Origin of the sequence: Runella sp. SP2, from assembly GCF_003711225.1 — a bacterium.
Taxonomy (GTDB): Bacteria; Bacteroidota; Bacteroidia; order Cytophagales; family Spirosomataceae; genus Runella.
The window spans coordinates 5,673,030-5,699,493 of the sequence record NZ_CP031030.1 but is presented as its reverse complement, the minus strand read 5'-3'; the positions used below and the strand labels follow the sequence as shown (position 1 = coordinate 5,699,493).

The 26,464-nt window shown below is 44.1% G+C and carries 15 protein-coding genes; 11 read left to right on the top strand and 4 right to left on the bottom strand.

The annotated features are described in order from the left end of the window. Positions 1–16: 16 nt before the first annotated feature. Positions 17–2,635, top strand: coding sequence for an ABC transporter permease (locus tag DTQ70_RS22930; RefSeq protein ID WP_206019567.1), 2,619 nt, complete (start codon positions 17–19; stop codon positions 2,633–2,635). Positions 2,636–2,742: 107 nt separating this feature from the next. Further along, on the top strand, positions 2,743–5,361 hold the full coding sequence (locus tag DTQ70_RS22925) for an ABC transporter permease (RefSeq protein ID WP_122932969.1): 2,619 nt from the start codon (positions 2,743–2,745) through the stop codon (positions 5,359–5,361). Between the two features lie 134 nt (positions 5,362–5,495). Here the strand turns inward: DTQ70_RS22925 and DTQ70_RS22920 are convergent, their stop codons facing one another. Next, complete coding sequence (locus DTQ70_RS22920) at positions 5,496–6,356, bottom strand: DUF3037 domain-containing protein (protein WP_122932968.1); 861 nt, start codon at positions 6,354–6,356, stop codon at positions 5,496–5,498. Then, a complete protein-coding gene (locus tag DTQ70_RS22915; RefSeq protein ID WP_122932967.1) occupies positions 6,353–7,162 on the bottom strand; it encodes a HipA family kinase in 810 nt (269 codons plus the stop codon). Before DTQ70_RS22915 ends, DTQ70_RS22920 begins: the two co-directional genes overlap by 4 nt. Before the next feature lie 367 nt (positions 7,163–7,529). Here DTQ70_RS22915 and DTQ70_RS22910 point away from each other — a divergent pair, with 367 nt between their 5' ends. From DTQ70_RS22910 to DTQ70_RS22880, 8 genes are all read left to right on the top strand, one after another. Then, a complete protein-coding gene (locus tag DTQ70_RS22910) occupies positions 7,530–7,868 on the top strand; it encodes a PadR family transcriptional regulator (RefSeq protein ID WP_122932966.1) in 339 nt (112 codons plus the stop codon). Between the two features lie 2 nt (positions 7,869–7,870). After that, on the top strand, positions 7,871–10,498 hold the full coding sequence (locus DTQ70_RS22905) for an ABC transporter permease (protein WP_229599995.1): 2,628 nt from the start codon (positions 7,871–7,873) through the stop codon (positions 10,496–10,498). Continuing rightward, positions 10,499–13,117, top strand: coding sequence for an FtsX-like permease family protein (locus DTQ70_RS22900; RefSeq protein WP_122932965.1), 2,619 nt, complete (start codon positions 10,499–10,501; stop codon positions 13,115–13,117). After that, on the top strand, positions 13,118–15,709 hold the full coding sequence (locus DTQ70_RS22895; protein WP_122932964.1) for an ABC transporter permease: 2,592 nt from the start codon (positions 13,118–13,120) through the stop codon (positions 15,707–15,709). It abuts the gene before it with no gap. Between the two features lie 171 nt (positions 15,710–15,880). After that, positions 15,881–18,310: an ABC transporter permease gene (locus DTQ70_RS22890; RefSeq protein ID WP_122932963.1), complete on the top strand. Its 2,430-nt coding sequence runs from the start codon at positions 15,881–15,883 to the stop codon at positions 18,308–18,310. 253 nt (positions 18,311–18,563) lie between these two features. Continuing rightward, complete coding sequence (locus tag DTQ70_RS22885) at positions 18,564–21,041, top strand: DUF5916 domain-containing protein (protein WP_122932962.1); 2,478 nt, start codon at positions 18,564–18,566, stop codon at positions 21,039–21,041. Positions 21,042–21,156: 115 nt separating this feature from the next. After that, positions 21,157–21,333 carry a hypothetical protein gene (locus tag DTQ70_RS30850; protein ID WP_164490166.1) on the top strand — a complete coding sequence of 59 codons (177 nt, stop codon included), beginning with the start codon at positions 21,157–21,159 and terminating at the stop codon, positions 21,331–21,333. Positions 21,334–21,466: 133 nt separating this feature from the next. Continuing rightward, the gene (locus DTQ70_RS22880; RefSeq protein WP_122932961.1) at positions 21,467–21,847 is read left to right on the top strand and encodes a hypothetical protein; all 381 of its coding nucleotides are present in this window, start codon (positions 21,467–21,469) and stop codon (positions 21,845–21,847) included. 121 nt (positions 21,848–21,968) lie between these two features. On the opposite strand, the gene DTQ70_RS22875 is transcribed toward DTQ70_RS22880, so the two are convergent. Both DTQ70_RS22875 and DTQ70_RS22870 read right to left on the bottom strand, forming a co-directional pair. Further along, on the bottom strand, positions 21,969–22,682 hold the full coding sequence (locus DTQ70_RS22875; protein WP_122932960.1) for an outer membrane lipoprotein-sorting protein: 714 nt from the start codon (positions 22,680–22,682) through the stop codon (positions 21,969–21,971). A 48-nt stretch (positions 22,683–22,730) separates the two neighbouring features. Next, the gene (locus tag DTQ70_RS22870; RefSeq protein WP_122932959.1) at positions 22,731–25,295 is read right to left on the bottom strand and encodes a TonB-dependent receptor domain-containing protein; all 2,565 of its coding nucleotides are present in this window, start codon (positions 25,293–25,295) and stop codon (positions 22,731–22,733) included. Between the two features lie 226 nt (positions 25,296–25,521). Between DTQ70_RS22870 and DTQ70_RS22865 the strand changes: the two genes are divergently transcribed. Next, complete coding sequence (locus DTQ70_RS22865) at positions 25,522–26,418, top strand: metallophosphoesterase (protein ID WP_122932958.1); 897 nt, start codon at positions 25,522–25,524, stop codon at positions 26,416–26,418. The last annotated feature ends 46 nt before the right edge of the window (positions 26,419–26,464 follow it).

Sequence of the window (26,464 nt, the reverse complement as noted above, 5' to 3'; positions counted from 1 at the left end):
CCAACCCCAACGCCCCATGCACTCCAAACCACCCCGCCTTGCCGACCGCTTTTTGCAGTTTTTCTGCGCGCCTCACTTGCTGGAAGAAGTGCAGGGAGATTTGCACGAAGAATTTGAGTACCAAGTTGAGCGCGTGGGTGCGCGGCGCGCTCGTTGGCGTTACTGGCGCGACGTGCTGGGATTTTTTCAGCCACGGTATATCAAACGAAAACCCTCTCAATACCCTCAAACCTATTCATACAGCCTAATTATGATACGCAACTATTTTAAAATCGCACTCAGAAGCCTCCAACGAAACAAAGTCTATACTTCCATCAACTTGTTGGGATTATCGCTTGGCATGACTTGCGGGCTTCTTATTTTTCTTTTGGTCAAATACCACTTGAGTTTTGACAATTTTCATGCGCACTCCGACCGCATTTATCGCATTGTCACCGAGCAGCACCGCGACAATATCTCGTACGTATCATCTGTGCCAAGCCCGCTGGGAAAAGTGTTTAGAAATGACTATACTTTTGCCGAAAAAGTAGGGCGAATCTGTACTTTCGAGGACATGCTCATCTCAATAAAGGCAGAAAAAGGACTCAATAAGTTTAAAGAACCTCAAGGTGTGGCGTTTACAGAGCCCGAGTATTTTGCCATTTTTAATTTCCCATTGTCGGTTGGTAGCTTTCAAAATGCGCTAAATGAACCCAATACGGGTATTATTACCGAGCGAATTGCGCGTAAATACTTTGGTAATGCCAACCCTATCAATCAAATTTTTCGGGTGGACAACAAGCTTGACATTCGGGTAACGGGCGTGTTGAAAGACTTACCGACCAACTCAGACCAAAAAGCCGAGATTTTTGTCTCTTATCCCACCCTCAAATCTTACAACGATTGGCTTGGCAGCGACGATGCTTGGGGAGGGATTCAAAGCTCGATGAAATGTTTTGTTCGCCTTAGATCAGGGGTGTTACCGTCGGAAGTAGAAAAAGTGTTTCCTGCCTATGTGAAGAGGTATCGGCCTACCAGCAAAAACGTACACCATTACAAACTACAACCCCTTAACGATGTGCATTTTAACGCCCAGTACGGAGGGGCTATGAACAAGCAGACCCTGTGGATATTGTCGCTGATTGGGCTTTTCTTGATTATAACTGCCTGCGTTAATTTTATCAATTTGGCCACGGCCCAAGCCCTCAACCGCTCCAAAGAAGTGGGCGTAAGGAAAGTACTTGGAAGCCTTCGCGGGCAGTTATTTTGGCAATTTATTGCCCAAACGGGTCTTATTGCAACCATTGCAGGGGGCATTGTGTTGGGGTTGGCCGCGCTTGCTTTACCGTATGTTAATCAGTGGTTTGCCACCGAAATATCGCTTAATTTGCTGAGTGACTGGCGATTGGTAATGTTTATCCCTGCGTTGATATTGATTGTCACTTTTTTTGCGGGCTCGTATCCAGGATTAATTCTTGCTGGTTTTCAACCTATTTTGGCGCTCAAAGGCAAACTTTCTCAGCAAAATATCGGAGGCTTCAATACGCGCCGCGCCTTGATTGTTGTTCAATTTTCGATTTCGCAGGTACTAATCATCGGGATGATTGTGATTGCGCGCCAGATTTATTATGCCCAAAAAGCAGATTTAGGGTTTAATAAAGACGCTATCATGCTACTGCCCATTGCCTCAACGCCCCAACAGGCCAAAACCATCAAGGCGCAACTGCAAAGCTTGGCAGGCGTAGAACAGGTGTCGCTGTGTTATTCTGCCCCTGCCTCCAATGGTCACTGGCAAACAGCTCCTCACTACGATAACCACTCAGAAGAGGAGTCGTTTAGGGTATCAGTAAGGGCTGCCGACAATGATTATCTTTCTACGTTTGACCTAAAACTGGTAGCAGGCAGAAATTTATACCCTTCGGATACTGTAAAAGAGTTTTTGGTCAATGAAACGTTTGCAAAAAAATTGAACGTAGCCTCGCCCTCAGATTTACTAGGGAAAAATCTCCGCGTTAATGGCAACATGACTGGGCCGATTGTGGGCGTGGTCAAAGATTTTCACGACCATTCGTTTCACGAAGACATCAATCCCGTTTGTATTCCTTCGGCCAGTGATTTTTACAACAATTATGCCGTCAAAATCAGCACAGCCAACGTCCCTGCTACCATGGCTGCGGTGGAAAAAACTTGGAGTAAAATGCACCCTGATCAAATCTACGAATACACTTTTTTGGACGAACACATCGCGTCGTTTTATGAAACGGAGGCACTGATGCTAAAACTCATTCAGCTGTTTTCGCTCATTGCGGTGTTTATTGGGTGTTTGGGATTGTACGGTCTTATTTCTTTCATGGCAGCGCAGAAAACCAAGGAAATTGGGATTCGGAAAGTATTGGGCAGCAGCCTTGCACAGATTTTATGGATTTTTGGAAAAGAGTTTGCCCGTTTGATTGTCGTCGCCTTTCTGGTTGCGGCGCCCATTGCGTGGTGGTTTATGAACCAATGGCTGCAAGATTTTAAGTTTCACATCACGATTCAGCCTTGGATATTCGTAGTAACCATTGCCATCACACTGCTTGTCGCTACCCTGACGGTAATTTACGAAGCAACCAAAGCCGCCTTGGTCAATCCCGTGAAGAGTTTAAAATCTGAATAAAAAAGAGGCAAAATAGCAAATGGCAAATTGACAAAAAAGCAAACCCTTTTGTCCCTTGCAAACTTGCCCCTTGCCAATTTACCCTTTGCACCCAACCCCAACACCCCATGCATCACAAACCACCCCGCTTTGCCGACCGCTTTTTGCAGTTTTTCTGCGCGCCTCACTTGCTGGAAGAAGTGCAGGGCGATTTGCACGAAGAATTTGAGTACCAAGTCAAACGCGTGGGTGCGCGGCGCGCTCGTTGGCGTTACTGGCGCGACGTGCTGGGCTTTTTTCAGCCACGGTATATCAAACGAAAACCCTCTCAGTATCCTCAAACTTATTCCTACAGCCCAGCTATGCTACGAAACTATTTTAAAATCGCGCTTCGGAACCTGTTGAAGCATCCTACTTTTTCGCTCATCAACATCGCAGGCTTGGCCATGGGACTGGTTTGCTGTATGGCCATCGGTTTATACGTATGGGACGAATACCAATACGACCGCGCTGTGCCGCAGTTTGAGCACACCTACCGAATCACTGAAAGGCAAAAACAAGCCACAGGACTTTACAACGTTGCCGTAACGCCTGGGCCGCTGGCTGCTGCGCTCAAAAATGACTTTCCTGAAATTGCCGAAACCGTGCGCGTAGGGGCGTGGTCGGGGCTGCTTCAGTACGAGCAAAAGACGGTGGAGCCCGAAGCAATGCGAGTGGTCGATGCGTCGTTTTTGTCTTTTTTCGGTTTTAAACTTTTGAAAGGAAATCCACAAACCGTTTTATCCTCTCCCGATGAAGTCGTGATTAGTGAAGCCGTCGCCGAACGCTTTTTTGGAAAAAACTGGTCCGCTCAGTCTATTTTGGGTAAAACGATTCAATATAGTCAAAAACGGTCCCTTCGTTTGACGGGCGTCGTTGAAAACGCGCCCGCCCGTTCGCATCTTCAATACGATGTGTTGTTGCCTTTTATCTATTTTCAATTGAACGACAAATGGAGTTACAATTGGAACAGTAACAATTACCATACTTACCTCAAACTCAGGCCCGATGCCAATGCGACTATTTTTGCTCAAAAATTGGCAGGACAGCTCAAAAAATACGACAAAGACAACGAAACGCCCCTTTTGCTGCAACCTTTGCGCGATATTTATTTATATTCTAACTTCGATTTTGGGACGGATTGGGGAAAACGTGGCAACATCCGTTACGTCCAGATTTTCATGGCCGTGGGGTTGATTGTGCTGTTTATTGCCTTGTTTAATTTTATCAATTTATCCACCGCCCGTGCTACCCAACGAGCGCGCGAAGTGGGGGTGCGCAAAAGCGTAGGTGCGTTGCGTTCCAGCCTTATCGTTCAATTTTGGGGAGAGTCGCTGTTGATGACCAGTTTGGCACTGGGAGTCGGGTTTGTACTATTGAATTTGTTGCTACCTTTTTTCAGTGACTTGTCGGGTAAACCTATGACATTGCCGTTTCAAGAGCCCTTATTTTGGGCTTCCATGGCGGTTGTTTTGGTGCTTATTAGCTTTTTAACGGGGCTTTATCCTGCGTTTTATTTGTCCTCTTTCCGTCCAGTACGCGTTTTGAAAGGCATTTTTGATAAAAAATCAGGCACAAGTTTTCGGAAAACGCTGGTGGTGACGCAGTTTGTGATGTCGGTTGTTTTAATCATTGGTACCATTGGGCTGTACCAGCAATTACAATTTATGCAAAACAAAAAATTGGGTTTTGATAAAGAACAGTTGCTCTATGTACGTCTGAAGGGCGACCTGCGTGAAAAGTCATTGACAATGAAGGAGTTATTGCTAAAACAAGGTAGTATTGCCTCGGTATCGGCCACGACCAATACGCTGGTAGATGTCCAAAACACTTCTTATATCGAATGGCCAGGAAAGGCACCCAAAGATGAAGTATTGATTACGCAAATCAACGTAGATGCCGATTTTCTGAAAACTACGGGTATGAAATTAGCCGCTGGACGCAACTTTTCGTCGCACATCGCGAGCGATACGAGTAACAAATTTGGCACTTACCTCATCAACGAAACTGCTGCCAAACGCATGGGCTGGACGTCTCAGCAGGCATTGGGTAAAAAAGTAAACTTCTGGGGTTTGGAAGGTGAAATTGTAGGGGTATTGCGCGATTTTCACTTCCGCCCAATGAGCGTAAAAATTGACCCTTTCATCGTTCGCTTTCGACCTAAAGAGTTTTATTTCAACCTGTTGGTCAAAACACAGCCTGGTCAAACCCAGCAAGCTTTGGCCGACATGGCCCGTATCTATAAACAGTTTGAGCCGAATCATCCTTTCAGCTACGGGTTTGTGAATCAGGACTTAGACCGACAATATGCCATTGAACAGCGTACAGGCCAATTGCTGTTGAGCTTCTCTATTCTTGCGATTTTAATTGCCTGCTTGGGTTTATTTGGATTGGCCACGTTCACCACCGAGCAGCGCATCAAAGAAATTGGTATCCGCAAAATATTGGGAGCTTCGATTGCCAATATCACGGGGTTATTGTCCAAAGATTTTATTAAATTGGTAGTGATTGCCAACGTCATCGCGTTTCCATTGGCCCACTACGGGCTCAGCCAATGGCTCCAAAATTTTGAGTACCGTATCGGTATCGAATGGTGGATATTTGTGGCTACGGCTATCTTGGCCGTTGGAATTAGCCTTGCAACCGTCAGCGTCCAAGCCATCAAAGCGGCCTTGGTTAACCCCGTGAAATCGTTGAAAACGGAATAAGAAGTGATATTTATACTGTTATGCAAGTACAAAATCTAGGTTGCAATTGAAGTTAATTGGAATGACAATAAAAATAATTGTGAATCTAGATGACACAAGGCTTCAAGCCTTGTATTTAGCAAATACAGTCGGTTCTAATTTTCTTTTAGAATCCCTTTCTCATGTTGAACGATTTTTGCTTGAACTTGGCTTGCAAATTGTTCTGCCTGATTTTGCCTTATTACAGAGACTTTTGCAGAACCAAAAACTTTCTGATCAAGCTTATCTAAAATAAATGCCAATAATTCTTCATCTTGGTCTGGCAAAGCTGTTAGCAATCTAATCTCAAGCTCTTCTTTTGCGGTTTTGAGTTCATCTAGCATTCCTATCCATTTATATACTTTATTTTTTATGGAATCACTTTTCTTTAAATCAAAAGTTACAGGCTGATAACAATGCCAGATTTCGTTCTTCCAAGCGTAGTTAAAGATTATAGTGTCTTTCTCAGTTTCAACTTGATGAGCTTTTAGTCGAGAAATAACCCCCTTTTTTTCTAAGAAAGGTCGATATAATTTTTGCCAAACGTCATAGTCATTACGAATTGACTCTGAGCTTTCTGGTATATGCTCTTCTACTAAGCGGCTGTATAATTCATCAAAGGCTAAATTTAAATCATCATCAATGCCTCTCTTCACTTCAGAAAACTGAAATGCAGTGTCGTCTTTAGCTAAATAACGTGATGTTACAGCATTAATTTTTAAATACGTCTCAAACTGAAATGAATTCTTTAATTGATAGGAAAAATCATCCATCATGGCTTCCATGTGTCGCAAACGTCGATGAAGATGGCGCCCATCAAGCCCAGTAAAGAAGCTTGTTACACGGCTAACACTACGTAGAAAGCCCGCTTTCAAAAAGTTTGTTTTAGGGTCAAACAGTACTAAACCCACGTTAACAAACTCTCCACCAATTTGATCTGGTAGGTATCGAAGTATCTGGTATTCGTAGGTTGTCATATGAAAAGTGTTTTAATGGATTGAGTAAATAGCGAAGCGTTATTGACTATTTCAGTCAAGTATGTTCGAATCTCTTGAAGTTGTTGGGTCTGCCATTCTTGTGGTATTAGCTCAAACGCCTTATCCCAAAAAATATTATCTAAACTTTCTAATGCTTCTATGAAGTATGCTTCTGGGATTGGAAGCTTTTTTATTTTAGGCAGCAAAAATAGTGAATCTATCCAACTTTTGTCAGCCTCTCGTAACTCAAAAGGTCGTTTATTCCTAAAAATGTCATGAACAAAACTGAAAGCCAATTCATGGTCATAAATCACTAGCTCTTGCCCGTTTGACATTATGTTAGGCTTTTCGTGGCGACGATCACAATTTTGAATAAACAAATCAAACAAAACAACTTTTTGTGCATGAGTTAGTTCATAGTCGTTAAGTGGTTGAAATACTGGTATAGTGTCATAATTAGGTAAATAAATGGAACCATAGTTTAATCCTATGCTCTTCGATAAAGTTTGAAAATGAGGTTGGCCACGTTCTGTTTCAACAAAATCATGGACTATTTCTACTAAAACAGGTTCCACTACTCGAATACCCATGTGCTTAGCAATAAATGCGGCAAGCAGTTCACGGGCGCAAGCCTCAGGGCTCATGCGTTCTGCCCCTCTAAATTTGACGACACTGTCATAAGACTGGCGAATAGATAAATCTCGAGCATTTATAATGCCAGGCTTATTTGCTCCGGTCTCTAAAATTTTATTAAAACGAAGCGCTTTTAAAGTGGGTAAGCGGTATGCATCATCAGTTATACGCATGAACTATATATTTATGGCCATTATTCACCCAAAAATAAAAAAGGTATGCTTTTCTACGCACTTCTTTTGCAATTTTTATCAAGTGATTGGAAAATATATAATTATTTGAGGAAATAGAGATATATTGAAGGAAGATATTTGAGAACTCGTAAATCAATAGAAACATCATATTTATCCATCTTTAAAGAGTATGCTCTATTACCCTAGCTAATTTTCTCTTTTCTACACGTGTCCGATAATACACCGAATATTGTCCAATAGCGGACAATCGTTTTGGTTGAAAAACCTGTAAAAAGCCCTCAAAAGGGGCTTTTTTGTTTTTGGCATGGTATTTTATCGACATTATCGGAGGAAATAAATTAATCCAATGAAACGAACCTTTTTGGGAGAATTTGAAGAAATCGTTTTGCTAACGGTGGCCATTTTGGGCGAAGAAGCTTACGGTGTGACCGTCACGCAAGAACTGGAGCAAAAAACGGGGCGCTCGGTAGGGTTTAGCTCCGTGCATACGACCCTGCAACGCTTGGAAGAGAAGGGATTTCTGGCTTCTCAGATGGGCGGTGCGACGGCTGAGCGCGGTGGGCGTCGCAAACGATTTTTTACGGTGACGGCCGCAGGAAGAAGAGCGCTGGTAGAAGTCAAACAAGTGCGAGAGGAGCTTTGGGCAGCTTTGCCTACTCAAACCTTGCAGTTAATGGGCGGATAAGCATGGGTTTGCGCAACACAACTCCCACACCACCGCGCTGGGCCAGAACACTGCTGAGATGGTGGGCCAACCCCAACACCTCTGAGGAGGTAGAAGGTGATTTATTGGAATTATACAACTATTGGGTAGTGACTTTTGGCCAGCGAAACGCCAATTGGAAATATACCTTGAATGCCATCAAACTTTTACGTCCGTTAGCGAAAGACAAACGGGCTCACTATCCAAGAACCTATTTATACAGTCCAACGATGATACGTAATTATTTCAAAATCGCCTGGCGAAATTTGGTCGCAGGCAAAGGTATTTCTGTTATTAATATTACTGGTTTGGCCATCGGGATGGCAGGTACGTTCTTGATCATATTGTGGTTGCAAAACGAAATCAGCTTTGATACGTTTCACACAAACAAAGACCGTATTTACCAAGTATATGGCCTAGCGGCCAACGTCGATGGGGAAGCGTATGCCATTCCTGTGACGTCGCAACCGCTCGGACCAACCCTAAAAAAGGAGTACCCCGAAGTAGAAGCCTTTGCTCGCGTGAAGGGAACCAACAGTTTTTTGATCACAGCCAACGATAAAAGCATCTCAGGGATTGAAGGAAGCATTGTGGACCCTGATTTTTTCCAATTATTTAGTTTCCCTCTGCTGCAAGGTGGAGAAATGGAGCAGTTAGTTAATCCAAACTCTATTGTCATTACCGAAAAGTTGGCTAAAAAGCTTTTTGGGAACGAAGAGGCGCTAAACAAGACTGTTAAAATTGATGCCTCTGACAATTTTACTGTGACAGGTGTTCTAAAAGACTTGCCGCCCAATACGGACTTTCATTTTGAGTATTTACTGCCTTGGGACTACCTAAAAAAACGCGGCGACGGGTCTATCAATGAAAGCTGGCTCAGTAACAATACCCCAACGTATCTGCTCTTAAAACCCAATACCAATGTGGCGGCCTTTGACGCAAAAATCAAAGACTTAACGCGGCGCTACGCAGGGCGCAATGATGTTTGGACTCATTTTGTATTTCCGCTCGACCGCTGGCATTTGTACGATGAATTTAAAAATGGGCAATCGGTCGGTGGTCGTATTGAAATGGTGCGAATGTTTGGGTTGATTGCTGCTTTTATTTTGTTGATTGCGTGCATCAATTTTATGAACCTCAGCACGGCTCGTTCCGAAAAGCGAGCCAAAGAAGTGGGGATTCGGAAAGCAGCAGGGGCTGGCAAAGGGCTGTTGGTGGGGCAATTTATGATGGAAGCCTTTCTGACAGCGGGCATTGCGGGGCTTCTTGCCTTGTTGATTGTTGAATTGGCGCTACCTTCTTTCAATACACTCATCAATACCGAACTCGTCATTCCGTATTCCAATGCTACGTATTGGCTCTGGACACTGGCCTTTTTGGTATTTACAAGTTTGTTGGCAGGGAGTTATCCTGCTTTTTACTTGTCGTCTTTTAACCCCATTGGGATTTTCAAAAAACAATTTAAAAAGAGCCAAGCCGCTGTGTCGCCGCGTAAGTTGTTGGTAGTAACGCAGTTTACGTTTGCTATTTTGCTCATCATTTCTACTTTGGTGGTGAGAAATCAGATACAACATGCGCAGAATAGAGCAATGGGGTATTCAAAAAACAACTTGATTCACGTTCCTTTTGTGGGTGATATTGATAAAAACTATGCGTTGCTCAAGCAAGAATTGCTCCGTTCGGGCAGTGCCGCCTCGGTGACCAAAACCATGAACCGACTCACGGAAAGTGGTTCACGTACGTGGGGGTTACGCTGGGCTGGTGAAGCCCCTAAAGACACTAATACCGCCCTTACGTTATTCAGTGCCGATGCAGACTTTGTTAAAACCGCAGGGTTACAGTTGATAGAAGGACGAGACATTGATATTACGAAATACCCTACAGATAGTTTTTCGGTGCTTTTGAACGAAACGGCGGTTAAGTTGATGGGCTTTAAAAATCCCATTGGCCAACTCCTGTTTAGTAAATCTGGAAAAACGCAGTGGAAAGTGGTGGGAGTAGTGAAAGATTATCTAACGGGGTCACCCTACGAAGATATACCTCCTACAGTGATTGAAGGCCCAGGGGCGTGGTTTAATACGATGCACATTAAACTCAATCCTAATCATACTACCGCAGACAACCTTGCGACTATCGAGCAGATTTTTAAAAAATTCAATGCAGCGTATCCATTTGATTATCAATTTATAGACCAAGAATACGCCAGTCAGTTTGAAAATGAGCAACGGCTCAAAACGCTCTCGGGGCTATTTGCAGTTTTAGCCATCTTTATTTCCTGTTTGGGATTATTTGGACTGGCCAGTTTTGTGGCCGAACAACGCACCAAAGAAATCGGGATTCGTAAAGTACTGGGTGCATCTGTTCCAAATCTTTGGGGGTTGCTCTCGAAAGAATTTATCGGATTGGTAATGGTTTCGCTTATCATTGCTTCGCCCGTCGCGTATTATTTTGCCAATGACTGGTTGCAACAATACAGTTATCGTACCGAGGTTTCGGGGTGGATTTTTGTGGTAACGGCCATTTTAGCTGTTGGCATTACACTGTTGACGGTGAGTTATCAAGCTATTAAAGCCGCCACAGTAAATCCCGTCAAATCCTTAAAATCAGAATAAATGCCGCACACACCACCGCGCTGGGCCAGAACACTGCTGAGATGGTGGGCCGACCCCAACACTTCTGAGGAGGTAGAAGGTGATTTATTGGAATTATACAACCATTGGGTAGCTACCGTTGGCCAGCGCAAAGCCGATTGGAAATATACCTTGAATGCCCTCAAACTTTTACGGCCATTTGCCAAAGACAAACGATCTGATTATCCCACAACCTATTTATACAGTCCAACGATGATACGTAATTATTTCAAAATCGCTTTTCGTAACCTCCTCAAACAGAAGGTTTATAGCTCGTTCAACCTTATCGGCTTAGCCCTTGGGCTCTCCTGCGGTTTGCTACTAACGCTACACATCAAAGAAGAATTGAGCTACGAAAAAGACTTTCCGAAGCACGAGCGTATCTTCCGAATGGTTACCACCGAATGGTCTAAATCGCAACCTCCATTGGCGAGAGAAATGATGAACTTCTTTCCTGAGATTCAAGATGCCGTTCGTTTTTCTAGCAGAGGTTCACAAATCACCAATAACGGCCCCGACAAACAAGCCGAAACGTCGGGTTATTATGCAGATTCTTCTGTAGTGACTGTTTTTGACTTAAAACCCATCAGTGGTAATCCTTTCAAAGCATTGCAAGAGCCTGAAGCGGTGGTGATTACGAAACAAACGGCGGAAAAATTCTTTGGAGCTCAAAATCCAATTGGCCAAAAATTGACATTTGATAGCAAAGAAGATTTGTGGGTACGGGCTGTCGTTGATAATCTGCCCAATAATAGCCATCTCAAGTTTGATTATTTGGTTTCGATGCCTACGTTTTACCAACAAACTTCCCCAGACTGGACGAGCAGTAGGGGTTGGATGTTTGGTTGGACTTATATTTTGCTCAAAGACGCAAAAGACGCCCAGAAAATAGAAAAACGGCTGAACGACTTTTACGTTAAATTTTATCAACCCAACGGCGACGAAGAGAAGAAAAAAGTAGCCGAATTTGCCAGTACAGCCCGCCTTCAGCCACTGACCGACATTCACCTTACTTCCAATTTGATTCAAGAAATGGGACCAAACAGCAGTATTTTGTATGTCTATATTTTCATTGCTGTTGAAATTCTGATTCTAATTATTGCTTGTGTTAATTTCATTAATCTTTTTACTACCCAGGCACTCAAACGCGCCAAAGAAGTTGGAATGCGGAAGGCGTTGGGTGCTAAAAAGGCACAGGTGGTGACGCAGTTTTTGGGTGAAGCGTTTATTTTAATCATCCTTTCGGGACTGATTGCGATTTGTCTCTATCGCCTTGTCATTCCGTTTTATAATTCAATGGCGGGCAAACAACTTTCGGGTTGGGAATTTCTTCAACCTGCTAACTTGTTGATAATGATTGCGATGGTTTTATTCGTGGGGTTGTTGTCGGGCTTGTTTCCAGCTCTGTTTATCTCAAAATTTGACCCAATTGCATCGCTAAAATCGGATAAGCTCCCCAAATCATCAGCAACGGTATTGCGAAAAAGCCTCATTGTATTGCAATTTGTAGTTTCTGGCTTTTTGATTAGCTCTACGATTTTGATTTATCAGCAAATGAACTTGTTCAAAAACAAAGAGTTAGGCTTTGACAAAGAACAAGTAATAGCAATAAAACTCTATGGCAATTTAAAAGAAAAGGTATTGGCTAATTCAGCGGTTTTCAAAAATGAACTGACGCGCAATCCCAACGTTGTAGCCGTAGGCCAATCTTCCAATTTGATTGGGGATGATTTAAGTGTCGAGGGAATTACGCCGCTGAACCCTCCTGCTGGCAAGGAGTTTCCCTCTTTTAAAGTGAGTCGCATTGATGAAGATTTTTTAACGGTATTGAATATTCCCTTGAAAGAAGGGCGTAATTTTTCACGGCAATTCAACGACTCCGCTACGTTCATTATCAATGAAAAAGCCGCCAAAATATTGGAATTAAAAAATCCAGTAGGAGCAATCATCGTAAATCACTCAATGGGCGTGCAGGGGAAAGTTGTAGGGGTAGTGAAAGACTATAATTTTGCTTCTCTTCACAGCCAAGTAGAGCCACTGGTGTTGGAATACAAACCCGCTTGGACGGGAAATATATTGGTTAAAATTGCCGCAGGTAACATTCCACAAACCATCCATTATCTGAAAACTACGGTAGAAAAAGTGGCGCCTAATACGATGTTTAGTTATACCTTTTTGGATGAACGAATGGCTACGCTCTACAAAAAAGAAGACACCATGAGTCAGATTCTGAATGCTTTCTCGGGCTTGGCTATTATTATTTCCTGCTTGGGGTTATTTGGGGTGGTAGCGCACGAGTCGAAATTGCGAACCAAAGAAATCGGTATTCGGAAAGTATTGGGGGCTTCTGTGCCCAACTTAGTGGTTTTATTGTCTGGCAGTTTTCTCAAACTCGTACTTATCGGTATTGTCATTGCCACACCGCTCGCTTGGTATGCGATGAATCAGTGGCTTCAAGATTTTGAATATCGGATTGAATTGCAATGGTGGGTATTTGCTGTAGCGGGCCTATTGGTAGTTGGAATTGCCCTGTTGACGGTTGCATTTCAATCCATCAAAGCGGCGTTAGTTAACCCCGTCAAATCTTTAAAATCGGAATAAATGGCGCACACACCACCACGCTGGGCCAGAACACTGCTGAGATGGTGGGCCGACCCCAACACTTCTGAGGAGGTAGAAGGTGATTTATTGGAATTATACAGCCATTGGGTAGCTACCGTTGGCCAGCGCAAAGCCAATTGGAAATATACCTTGAATGCCATCAAACTTTTACGGCCATTTGCCAAAGACAAACGGTCTCAGTATCCCACAACCTATTTATACAGTCCAACGATGATACGTAATTATTTCAAAATCGCTTTTCGTAATGCGCTGAAATACAAATTGTTTTCTTTTATCAACCTGCTTGGTCTGAGTCTTGCGTTGCCGTCGGCACTAATGGCGTTGATTCAAATCGTTTCTTATTACGAATACGATAATTTTCACCAAGAAAGCGACCGCATCGTCCGAATCATCACCGATGAAAAGCAAGAAGATGGAGAAATGACGCACTGGGCGTCGAGTCCCGTAGCGTTGGGGAAATACATCAAGGAAAAATGGGCGGGTATCGAACAATCCACGACGCTTGTTCGTGATTCTAAATGGGTGTTGAGTAGCGGAATCAAAACCAAAAACGTACGGGCGATTTACACCGATGCGGCCTTTTTTCAAGTCTTTCATTTTCCTTTGGAAAAAGGCAGCTATCCCGTAGAAGCCAATACCGTGGTGCTTACCCACGAGACCGCCGAATGGTTTTTTAAAGAAGTAAATCCAATCGGACGAATTTTGGAACATCCAACTTACGGTGGTTTTAAAGTAGTGGGCGTTTTGAAGCCTTTTAACCAGCAAAAAACGCAGTTTAGAACCGATGTGCTGGTGCCTTTAGCGGGATACCTGAGCGGTGGTGAAAAAACAAAAGAATGGTCGGAATTAAAGGCCCATACTTTTGTCAAGCTATCGAAAGGGCGAAGCATCGCGTCATTTAACAAACAATTGGGCGCAACTTCGAGCGAAGTCAACAAATTGCTGGGCACAGCGGCAGGAAAGGGTTTGGCTTTTCAGGCACAAGCCTTGGGTGAGATTTCACCTTCGGAAAAAGAATTGAAAAATGACCCCTACGTTCAAGACGTCCGAAGCATTTACATCAATTTTGGGTTTCAGTTGATTATTCTTGTTCTCGCAGCCTTAAACTACATCAACCTCACGCTGGCTCGTTCGATGAACCGAAGCCGCGAAGTAGGCGTAAGAAAAGTAGCGGGGGCTACCAAATCGCAAATCATTTTTCAGTTTTTGACCGAATCGGTGCTGATTTCGTACCTCGCCCTCGGCATGGGGTTGTTGTTTCTGTGGATGATAAAAACGTTTATTCACGTTTCTTGGCTTACGTGGGAGATTGACCATTGGGAATATCTTATCCTGCTGTTTTTGGGCTTTAACTTCATTTTGGGAATCATTGCGGGGGCTTCTCCGAGTTTGGTATTGTCTTCTTATCAGCCCATCAAAGTACTCAAAGGGAGTGTCTCGCCCGCGAGTTTTGGTAAAATAGGTTTTCGTAAATCGCTGATAATTGTTCAGTTTACGATTGCACTGGTGTATATTTTTTTCATTGGGCACGCGTACCACCAAATAGCGTACATGGCCAATGACAACGAAAATTACCAACGCGAAAATAGATTGAACATTCACCTGACAGGAACGCCTAGCGAACGCTTTGCGGCGGAGGTAAGCACTGTCAAAGAAGTTGAAAAAATCGGCTACACATCACTGAGCTTTGGCAATACTCCTCCTTATATTGGGATAAAAAACACCAAAAATGAAGCACCCAAACCCGCGTTTTTTTACGCGGCTGACCACCAGTTTATCGACAACATGGGGCTAAAAATAGTAGCGGGTAAAAACCTGCCCGAAAGTAAGTCTGAAACGGCTTTGCCCTTAGTGGTAGTGAATCAAAAAACGGTAGAGCATTTGCGCTTAGGTGCTGACCAAGAGGCGATTGGGAAACTCATCGTTTTGAACGATACCGTTTCGGCGACGATTGTTGGGGTGGTAGCCAATTTTTGCCACTACGATTATGAACACAAAATCGAACCCGTCGTGTTTCAGTACCAGCCTGCGGCATTTAGGGTGATGTGCGTGAAGACGTCGCCCGCCACCGACCGAGCATCTTTAGAAGCTACCTTGGCCTCGCTTTGGGAAAAACACCATCCGTACGTCGAAATGAATGCGTCGTGGCTTGATACCGACATGTATGAGCGTTATTATCCCTACGAAGACATGCAGTTTGCGGGTATGCAAAGCATTGTCATTTTTGTGGTAGCTATTTTGGGCCTTATTGGCATTCTGACGTACAGTTTAGAGAAGCGAACCAAAGAAATTGGCATCCGCAAAGTAATTGGAGCCACTGCGGAAGAAGTGATGAGACTGATGGCCGCCGATTTTATTAAACTGCTTAGCATTGCGGCTGTCGTTGCAGTTCCGCTGGGAGTGGCAGTAGGGCTGTACATGAATAGTTACCTTGTATTCCACAACGGCGTTAGCTATTTCACGATGGTGGCTCTTCTTTTACTGGTTCTGGGTGTTTCGTTGGCTATCGTGGGTTATTTTTCCTGGCGGGCGGTACAAACCAATCCTGCCAAAACATTGAAATCGGAATAAACAATCCGTATGTCCTTTGGCGTACAATCGTGTACGAAAACGGACATTTAAGGCTAGTTTTTGCTTTTTTATGCTATTGATAATCAGTGTGTTGTCTCAGTGTTTGGTACTTGGCAAGCTATTTGACGGTTTTTTTGAAAAAGTATTCTGTAAAAACTGAGACTTGAACCTATGCTAAAGAACTACTTCAAAATCGCGTGGAGAAACCTCTCAAAAAATCGTGTCTATTCGGTCATTAATGTGGCAGGACTGGCGATTGGTGTGGCGGCAGTTGTGCTCCTTTTTTCCTTAATTCATTTTGAGTTGAGCTATGATACATTTCACGAAAAAAGTGACCGTATTTACCGCATTGTTCGGAAGAATACCTACGCCGATGGCAATGTAGAGCATACCTCTGGAGCTCCGTTAGCGATGGTGGATGCCTTGCCGCAAGACATCCCGCAGTTTGAAAAGGTAGTGCCTTTGTGCGGAACGATTGACCCGCAGATTACGGTGCTTGGCAACGACGCCAAAAGCACCAATACTTCCGTGAAATATAATGAAGAAAAACAGGGAATTTGTGCAGGCCCCGAGTTTTTTGACGTGTTTGATTATCAGTGGCTTATCGGAACACCTCAGGTGCTGAAAGAGCCCAACGTAGTGGTGTTGACCAAAAAATACGCCAGTAAGTACTTTGGAAATTACACGGATGCTGTAGGGAAATACGTCAAAGTCAACAACGTAATAACGATGCGCGTGGCAGGTATCCTGAAGGACGCACCTCTCAATACCGATTTTCCCGTAAATATCCTTTTCTCGTACGAAACAAAACGAAAAAACCCTGCCACTTTTGGCTTTGGTACGTTTAGTGATTGGGGTTCTACCAGTAGCATGGACAATATTTACGTGTTGCTGCCCAAAGGCTTTTCGGCTGACAATGTCAATAAGTTGCTCAAAACCTTTGGTTTAAAACACTACACTGAGGATACCAACGATAAAAAAGAACATTCAGCCGTAGCGCTTTCTACTGTTCACTACGACGACCGTTATGGCAACTACAGCGACCGCGTTGTTTCCAAAAACAAGCTTATCGGGGTAGCACTCGTCGGAGTACTGATTATTTTAATGGCTTGCATCAATTTTATCAACATTTCTACGGCCATTGCCAGCAAGCGCGCCAAAGAAGTGGGTGTTCGCAAAACCCTTGGAAGTGCCAATCGTCAGTTGGTGAGCCAGTTTATGATTGAAACTGTGGTGGTGGTCGGTATTGCGATTGGTTTGGGGCTCACTTTGGCCTCGATGGCGCTGCCTTTGCTTACTCAGTTATTTGACTTTCCGAGCGAAGCCCAACCTTTTTCAGAACCCATGCTTTGGGTGTTTGTAGGAGTGTTGTTTTTTGTGATTAATATTTTGTCAGGCATTTATCCCGCTTCCATTCTTTCATCCTTTTCACCGTTGGATGCGTTTCGTCAGAAAGCCAAAACCAATTGGACAGGGCGAGTTTCTTTGCGTCAGGGGCTGATTGTCTTTCAGTTTACAATTGCCTTGGTGATGATTTTTGGCACCATTGTCAACTTTCAGCAAATGGAGTTTATCAGTAAAATGGATTTAGGCTTCAAAAAAACGGGCGTATATACCTTGGCGATGGACGTGGAGTACCGAAACCGTTATGACCTCTTTCGCAACCGTCTCAAACAACTTTCGGAAGTAGAAGCGGTGTCGTTTTCGAGCGACGAGCCTTCGTCGCAAAACAATTGGCAGGTAAACTTTTCGTACGATAATTCGCCCAAAGATGCTCCGTTTAACTCTGATTTGAAGCTTGCCGATGGTGACTACGCCGCTACCTACGGCTTAAAAATCATTGCAGGTAGCCCGTATTTAGTGAGCGATACATTGCGTAAAATCATTGTGAATGAGACTATTTTGAAAAAATTGAACGTCAAAAATCCTGAAATGGCCATTGGCAAAATGATCAGAGTAGGTGGGTGGGATCCCGCGCCGATTGTAGCGGTGGTCAAAGACTTTCAGGTTGGGTCGGCCCGCGATGCCATTCGCCCCGTGATGATTGCCAAACTAGAAAAATACCATTGGAGAAGTGGAGTGAAAATAACCTCCGCCAACCTTACCGAAACGGTCGCCAAAATCGAAAAAATATATGGTGAAGTTTTCCCAGAAGTAGTTGTAAATGGTAGCTTCTTGGAAGATAAATTGGATAAATATTATAAGACTGAGCAACAATTGGGCTTATTGTACCGCATTGCTTCGATGCTTTCCATCTTTATTGCTTGCTTAGGCGTGTTTGGATTGGTGACATTTGTGGCCGAACAACGCGTCAAAGAAATCGGTATTCGTAAAGTGTTGGGAGCTACCGTAAGCCACATTACCCTGATGATTTCCAAGGACTTTATCAAATTAGTGGTCGTTTCGATGTTTATTGCCTTTCCTGTCGCGTACTATTTGATGAAGCAGTGGCTCAATGATTTTGTGTATCGAACGACCATCGAATGGTGGTATTTTATTGCCACGGGCATCATTGCGCTCCTCATTACGTTTGTATCGGTAAGTTATCAATCGGTTCGAGCCGCTCTGACCAATCCTGTCAAAAGCTTGAAGTCAGAATAAAGAATACACCTGTTGCTATATCCACTTGTTACCGAAGAAAGAAAAATCTTCGGTAACTTTTTTTTGAATAAAGAGTATTCACGTCAAATTTCTGTAGTTCAAAATAAATGAAGCTTTATGCAACGAATGCTCTTTGAAATACATCTTTATTCCAACAGCCATTTTTTAAGTTTCTTTAACAGCCCCGCCAAAAGAGTTTGAAGTAGTTTTGTGTAGTTAATTTTTACAGCCATTCTCATTACCTAAACAGTCGATGAAAAAGACATTTATTCTTTTTTGGGGGTTTGCGTTGGTGCAAACCTCTCTCCTTATGGGGCAAGTAATTTCCAAAAAACTTCCCGCCCAACGCACTACCCTGCCCGTATTGATTGATGGAAAACTAAACGACCCTGCGTGGAAGGAAGCCGCCAAAGCGGACGATTACACCGAATTTCGCCCCGTGATTGGACGCAAAGAAGAGCAAGGCAACCACACCGAAACCTTCTTGATGTACAACGACGAAGGGATTTATTTTGGTGGAACCTGTTACGAACGTAGCCTCGACAGTATTTCAAAAGAACTCAAAGGTCGGGACGGATTTGGGATGAACGATTACATCGGTATTATCTTCGATACTTACAACGACAAACTTAATGGCTTTGAGTATTTTGTAACGCCGCTGGGCGAGCAATGGGACGCCAAAATGACGTCTAACACCAACAGCGATAACGGTGGAGAAGATTTTAGCTGGAATGCCGTATGGCAAAGCGCCGTGGTGATGCACGACAAAGGCTGGTCGTTTGAGGTGTTTTTACCATACTCGGCCATTCGTTTTAGCAAATCCAACGTACAAGATTGGGGGCTAAACATCACCCGCCGCCGTCGAAAAACCGAACAACAATATACTTGGAATGCCATTGACCCCAATGTCAACGGCTTTTTGACCCAAGAAGGGCTATGGACGGGAATTAAGGATATTAAACCGCCGTTGCGTTTGCAATTTTCGCCTTATTTCTCGGTCTATGCCAACCATTTTCCAACCACCCAACCTGCCCAAAAGGATTGGACGCACCAAATGTCTGGCGGGATGGACGTAAAAGTAGGACTGAGCCAAGCATTTACGCTTGATGCCACGCTTATTCCTGATTTTGGGCAAGTACAAAGCGACAATCAAGTGTTGAACTTGAGTCCGTTTGAGGTAAAATTCAACGAAAACCGTACCTTTTTTACCGAAGGGACGGAGTTGTTCAACAAAGGGAACTTGTTTTATTCGCGCCGAATTGGCGGAACACCGATTCATTTGGGACGTGCTTATGATGATTTAGAAGTTGGAGAAAGAGTGACGAAAAACCCCACGGAGTCGAAGCTTCTCAATGCTACCAAAATTTCGGGACGTACCAAAAATGGGCTGGGAATCGGGGTTCTGAACGCCATTACTCGCCCCCAATACGCCGTGATTGAAAACACTGAAACGGGCCAAACCCGACGCTTTGAAACCGACCCAACCACCAATTACAACATTGCGGTGTTAGACCAAACCTTCAAACACAACTCCAGCGTGAGTTTTGTCAACACGAGCGTTATTCGAGGAAACAACAACTACAACGCCAATGTAAGCGCGGGTTTGTTTAGCTTTTTTGACAAAACCAATACCTACAACTTGGCGGGAAGCGCGGCCGTTAGTCGTTTAAATTTTAAAAACACGGCCGACAACAGCACAGGCTATAGTCACACCATTTCGTTTGCCAAAACAAGTGGTCGTTTTACGTTCAACGCAGCCCAAGAATTGACAGATACCAAGTTTACAAGCAATGATTTAGGGTACTTTACCAACAACAACTTCATCAATCACCGCATGTACGTAGGTTACCGCTACACCGAACCCAAAGGGTGGTATAACCGAATCTTTTTGAATCTCAATGCCAACATAAGTTCGTTGTATTCGCCTATTGGTGACATCAAATCGAAGTACCAGCAATCGCGGGTGCAGTTTAATTTTAATGCCCAGACCAAAAAACTGATTTGGTTTGGATTGATGCTTAATTTCCGCCCGAAAGAGAACGATTTCTACGAACCACGCAAAACGGGCTACATGTATGCCCGTGGCAATAGCGTGACGGTCGGCGGCTGGATAGAAAGCAACCCTGCCAAAAAATACTCTTATTCGGTGGAGGCATTTGAGCGCGCTTTCGTCAATTTCTACCAGCTAAACGGCTTGGATTTATACATCAACCAAACTTACCGATTCAACAGTAAATTATCGGTAAGTCACCTGCTTGGGTTAGAACCTCGGCCGCGCAGTATTGGTTTTACCACGATTTTGGACGATAACAGCATCGTGATGGCGCTGCGTAAAGTCAACACCATCAACAACGTCGTGAACCTCAAATACAGCTTTACCAACAAAATGTGGTTGACCTTCAGAGCGCGGCATTATTCGAGTGTCGTCAACAATAAGGAGTTTTTTACCTTGCAGAAAGACGGTTCGTTGGAGCCGCGCGCCAAATTGAGTGACCCACTCAACCGAAACGTCAATTTCTTCAACGTGGACATGGTCTATACGTGGCAGTTTGCGCCAGGTAGTTTCTTCAATGCTGTTTGGAAAAATGCTACTTTCCATAGCTCTAGCCTCGTGGACGAACGGTATTTTGATAACCTCCAAAACACCCTTCAAGCCGACCAAAACAACAATATTTCGGTAAAAGTGATTTACTTCTTGGATTATTTGCAACTGAAGCGAAAAAATCGTTAGCCTCAACGAGGTTAAAGCCAATCCACTCATAATCAAATATTTGCCGATAGTAATATTCTGGACAAGGGGTTGATACTAAAGAACTACATTTGATTAAACAAAATCCACAACTAAAATGACAGCTGCCTTAATTATTTCAGGAATAGTATTGCTTTGGTACGTTGCGAGAGAAAGTCGTGAAAATAAGCCTAACTGGGCTCGGGCGTTCAACGTAGCATTATTTTGGCCACTGTCTTTGGTTTTTAAGGTATCGGCCAGCAAAAGCGAGAAGCAGCAGGGCGTTGATAGATAAGTTTTTTGAAACTATCGACTAAAACAACCAGTCAGCCGATTGATGGAGTTGAAGCGTTAAACTGTGGTGGTGGTAATTGTTCTAAGAATCGTAAAGCAATTACTTAAACACACAATTTAAAACAGCAACAACCATGAAAAAGACCATCGTAACCATCGCCGCTTTCGCCATTTTGGGCATCGCCAATGTAAACGCCCAACGCGATTATCGTCCATCGCCAGCGGCTCCTCAAGCAGCAAATCCTCGCGTAGATAACGCGTTGGAAGAGCTAAATATCAACCGACTCGACAACGTAGTGAAGTTGACGCGGAAGCAAGAAAACGAAATCAAGCGCATCGAAGACCGATACGACCGTTTGTTCAGAAACCGTCGGTTGAGCCAGTTTGAATACCAACGTTTGCAGCGTGAGAAACAACAAGACATTTGGTCGGTGTTGACGCCAGCCCAACGCGACCGCTGGACGGCGTACCATCACTCACAACGTTTTGACAACCGTCCTTACCGCAGAGGCTAGTCGGTTTTGAAAAACGTTGAACTCATAAATAAACACAAAAGCCACCCCGTTCAAGGTGGCTTTTGTGTTATATAAAGCGGTTAACTGATAACAATTAACAGCCAACTGTAGTGCGTGCTAGTTATTTCACAGGCTTCTTAAAAATAGACTCGTCAACGGGAGGATTGATGGTTACTTTGGTCGTAGCAAACGAAAGGGCACCCATTTGGCTTGTCATTTCCATGGTATTAGCAAACGGAATACCTTCTACTGCTTTGTAATCAGAGAAAGAAATTTCGCTGTCTTGACCACCTGCTGATACTTTTACTTTGACAATCATGAACGAGTTTGCATCGATGTATTCATCTACTATTTGTCCGTCTTTGGTAGTAAGTTTAAGGTGATAGGCGTCTTTTTTGTCCACCTTTTCTGAGCCAATCAACTCTACTTTGTTGCCTTTTTCTTTGTAGTTGACCAATCCACCAAACGGATCTAACTGACCACCTTGTTGTTTTACCATTTCAGCAGGCATATCTTCGGGCTCACCTGTTCCGCCCATCATTGTTGGGCGAATCATCCAGCCTGAGGTAGCATCAAATACCTGCACCATGGTGTTTCCCATGACCGATGATTCCGAACGGGCAGCTTTGCCAACCATCAAAATCGTTTTGTTAGGAATTTCCATGCCTTGTACGGCAAGCGAACGTTCAATAATGAGACTTTTTACGCTGTTCAATTTGTCTTTGCCACCCAAGGCAGCCACGTGTTTATCGACAATTTCATCTACGGTTTGGGCATAAGCACCTACTGATACAAAGGCAACGAAGGCTGCGGCAAGGAATTTGTTAGTTTTCATTTTAGTTATGGTTGTTTTTGTATAGACGAAAATTTTGTTAAAAAGTGACTATCGGTTGCGCTGTTGGGTTCCTCCAGGAGCACCGCCTGTTTGGCCTGCACCGTCTGATTTAACGTCGTCGTTGTTGACCGAGCGGGCTTTCTTTTTCGGTGCGTCGGTGGTCATTTTACCAAGTTTGTAAGTAAAAGTCAAACGCACCCCACGGTTGTAAAGATACACGTTGCTAACTTGGTTAAACACAGGTGATTTAAGCTCCGAGTGAATGTTGAAGCGGTTGCTGAAGAAGTTTTCACCCGCTAATCCAAGGCTTCCCTTTTTGTTCTTGAAATCTTTCTTCACCCCGAAGGTGTAGAAAGCAAATCCTCCCTGAAACCCTTGAAGCTGCACTTGGCGGCCTTGCATAAATCCGAAGGCTTGCACTCCCCAACCGTTCTTAAACTGCGCTTGTGAAAACAGACCACCGCTTACGTTAACACCGTCGTTGGTAAAGTCTTGGGTTACACCGTTCAAACCAAGGGCTTGTCCTGTCATTTTGGTGTAAAAAATGTTGGAGAACAATCCTACGTTAAACTTCGAGGTAAATGCAATGTTGGCAAAAATATTCGTTCCGTACGCTTGTTGACGACCGATGTTCTCGAAAGTGGTGATGATAGCACCCGACAGGGTATCAGAGGGGCGACGTACTTGGGTGATGGCGTTGTCGGTATAACGTCCAAAAAACGAGGCATTGATGAACACTTTCTTGATGGTTTTGCTCAAACCTAATTCGATGTTGTCGGTCAACTCGGGGCGTAGTTCTGGGTTACCAACGCTGATGTTTTGAGGGTTGGCAGAGTTGAAGTTAGGGTTCAATTGTTGCAAACCTGGGCGTTGGATACGACGGTTGTAACCTAATTTCAGGGTAGTTCCTTTGATGGTTTTTGAGGCGTTCAAACTAGGCACCAATATGCCATAGTCGGCGACTCCAATCGGCCCGCCCTCACGAGTAGAGGCGTCGATAAACGTATGCTCATAACGCAAACCTCCTTTGAAAGTGTAGCGCTTTTTGGTGGTATAAGTGTAAGAGCTATATCCTGCGGCAATGTTTTGGTGGTAAAGCAACTCACCCGCAGGCTGACCTGCTTGGGTAGTGAAATCACCAGTGGAACCAGCGGCCAAAAAGCGGTAGTCGCTGTTTACTTGACGGAAGATGCCTTTTCCCCCAAACTCAATCATTTGATTTTTCTTGATGGGCGTTTGGTAATCCGTTTGGAGGGTAAACTCTTGGTTCAAGTTAGAGTTCAAGTTGCGCTGACGGCTTAGTAAGTTTCCTTCGCCACCCAAAATATTGGCGTCGAAGTTGTTAGTCAAATCATTGCGGCTATACAGCGTCGATACGCTCCATTCTTGCTGTGGTTTTTTGTACGTATGAAGGTAATCCAAGTTGACATCGACCGTTCCCGACAAGTTTTTAACGTCCACGTCGCGGCGAGAACCAGTGCCTGCTACCCCGTTGTTGTAAAGTTCAGTAATCAAATCTTGTTGGCTTTTCATGTTACGAGCACCGTAGCGAACCCCCGCCGTTAGGCTTTGGTTTTTGGCTAAATCGTAGTCAAATCCTAAGTTGTATTGGCCAAACAAAAACTCGCTGTAGCCATCCCCTTTTTGACGAATGAGCGTCGAAACTCCGTTTGAAATACTCGTTTGATCCATGCTCGTTTTGGTGATGGTGTTGTAGTTGGCACGGCCAAAACCTCCCAACGTAAGTCCAGCTTTCCCCTTGCGGTAATTGCCATTGAGAGACAGCGAAGAACCACGGTTACCTACTCCTGCATCCACGTTGAGGTTCAATCCTTGTAAACTGTTTTTCTTCGTGATGATGTTGATAATCCCGCCCGAACCTTCCGCATCGTATTTGGCCGATGGGCTGGTGATTACTTCTACGGTCTTAATTTGGTCGGCAGGAATTTGCTTCAACGCGTCCGAAATGCTGCTGGCGATGATGGTGCTTGGTTTGTTGTTAATCAAGACGCGGATATTAGAGCTTCCGCGAAGTGATACGTTCCCGTCCAAATCGACCGTTAACAAAGGTACTTTACGCAACACGTCGGTGGCGTCACCGCCTTTGGCTGCGATGTCTTTATCGGCGTTATAGACCAAACGATCCACTTTTTCTTCGATAATGGCTGCTTGGCCCGTTACAACTACCTCGCTGAGTGTCTGCACGCTAGGCGAAAGTTTGATAACGCCCAAGTCAAGGTCTTGTCCTTTGGCTAAGGTGATATTGTCAATGGTTTTGTTTTTAAAACCAAGGAAAGAAATCAGGATTTGGTAATTTCCATCGGCCAATTTGTTGAGAACAAACTTCCCTTTTTCGTCGGCGATGGTGCCATCAACAGCCTTACCAGTCGTTTTGTTGTAGAGCGCAATGCTTGCAAATTCAACCGCTTTGGTTACCGAAGAATCAACAACGAAGCCTGTGATTTTGGCGCTGCCTTTGGGTGTTTGGTCACCTGCTGTGCCAGGGAGTGCTTTGGCGGGAGCAGCTCCACCCATTGGAAATTGGGCGTGTACTGAACCCGAAAATGCAAAAATACAAAGTGTAATGGCGAGAAGTAGAGATATTTGTTTCATGGCCGTTTGGTTTTAACGTTACAAAGTTGAAACACAAAAAGGCATTCGGGAAACAAAAAAGGATAAAGCCTAAAATCGAAAGGATAAAATGCCGTTATGGGCTGATGAAAAGTTTTTTTAGGCAAATGAACAGGCCGGAAAGTGGATAAACGGCGCGAATTTGTTAATTGGTAAACTATTGTTTAGTATATATTAACTATATTTGAGCTCCAAACAAACCGTTTCCATGAAAAGAAGAAATTTTGTTAAGAACTTTCCCTTAGCTATGACCGCCGCAGCGGGGGTCAATTCGTCGGTTAATTCGCCTAAGGCGTCTGCGCCTAAACCCGTTTTGACGATTGGCCACATTACCGACGTCCACATTCGCCCCGAAAATGGGATTCCAGCGCGGTTTAGAAAGTGTTTGGAGGAAGTGAAAACCAAAAAAATAGACTTCTTTCTCAATACAGGAGACACTATTCATGCTGCTGATTATAAAGACATTACCCGTGAGCGCGTATTGGAACAATGGGCTGCTTGGGACGAATGTAAGTCGAGCTTTGATGGCTACGAACTTTACACCTGCATCGGGAATCATGACCCTTGGTGGGCAGCTCCTTCCAAAGAAGATGAAATGTATGGCATTGGTTATGTGGTGAAAAGAGCGAAGATGCCGCACCGCTATTATAGTTTCAACAAAAAGAATTGGCATTTTATGGTGTTGGACGGCAATAACCCAGGCATTTCGCTGGACCAAGAGCAGCTAATGTGGCTTCGCAAAGAACTCCAAGCCGTTCCTAAAGGACATTTTGTGTTGCTCATGTCGCATTATCCCATCTTGACCGTCACGGCATCGTGGGAAGGGGGACAGCACAAAGACCACAAACTACTCAAAGAGTTGTTTTATGAACACAAAGACAAAGTTCGGGTGTGTTTGAGCGGGCATCAGCATTTACTGGATGCGGCGGTTTACAACAACGTTCATTATTATTGCAACGGCGCTATGAGCGGTTTTTGGTGGGACAAAGGCGATGCAAAATCAGCGCAACCAGGCTATTATCAAGAAACACCACCAGGCTACGCCATTCTGAAATTACACGAAGATGGCCGTGTGGAAAATACGTACTACGAGCATCATTTTTAAAGATGTGGTAAAAAAAAGCCCTTCTCCAGAAAGGAGAAGGGTGGGG